The organism is Streptomyces sp. NPDC043738, assembly GCF_056436545.1.
The window spans coordinates 85535-86091 of sequence record NZ_JBWKCJ010000034.1 but is presented as its reverse complement, the minus strand read 5'-3'; the positions used below and the strand labels follow the sequence as shown (position 1 = coordinate 86091).

Annotated in this window: 1 protein-coding gene; it reads left to right on the top strand. The window is 72.0% G+C overall.

Annotated elements, in window-relative coordinates; all coding sequences use genetic code 11:
- The coding region (locus AC0680_RS32515; RefSeq protein WP_478635975.1) for a L,D-transpeptidase at nucleotides 1–403 on the top strand (403 nt) is incomplete at its 5' end.
- Between the last annotated feature and the right edge of the window lie 154 nt (nucleotides 404–557).

Genomic DNA, 557 nt, shown 5'->3' with positions numbered 1-557 from the left:
CGGCGGCAGCCCCGACAACCCGACCTACAACGGCCAGATGGTCATCTCGGAGAAGTTCGTGCAGACCCGCATGGACGGCTCGACCGTCGGCTTCGGCGGTGAGTACGACATCAAGGACGTGCCGCACGCCATGCGGCTGTCGTCCTCCGGCACGTTCATCCACGGCAACTACTGGGGCTCCCCGTCCATCTTCGGCAAGGCCGGCACCAGCCACGGCTGCGTCGGCCTGCAGGACAACAAGGGCGGCGGCGGCGACACCCCCGGCAAGTGGTTCTTCAACGAGTCGCTGGTCGGCGACGTCGTCATCGTGAAGAACTCGCACGACCAGACCGTCAAGCCGGACAACGGCCTCAACGGCTGGAACCTGTCGTGGTCGGCGTGGCAGGCGGGCAGCGAGGCCTGACGGACGGCATCCGCGTCACGGACGACGCAAAGGCGGGGGGGGGGGGGGGGGGGGGGGGGGGGGGGGGGGGGGTTGGGGTGGGGGGGGGGGGGGGGGGGGGATGGGTGGGGGAGGTGAAGGGGGGGGGGGGGGGGGGGGGGAGGGGGGGGAGGGA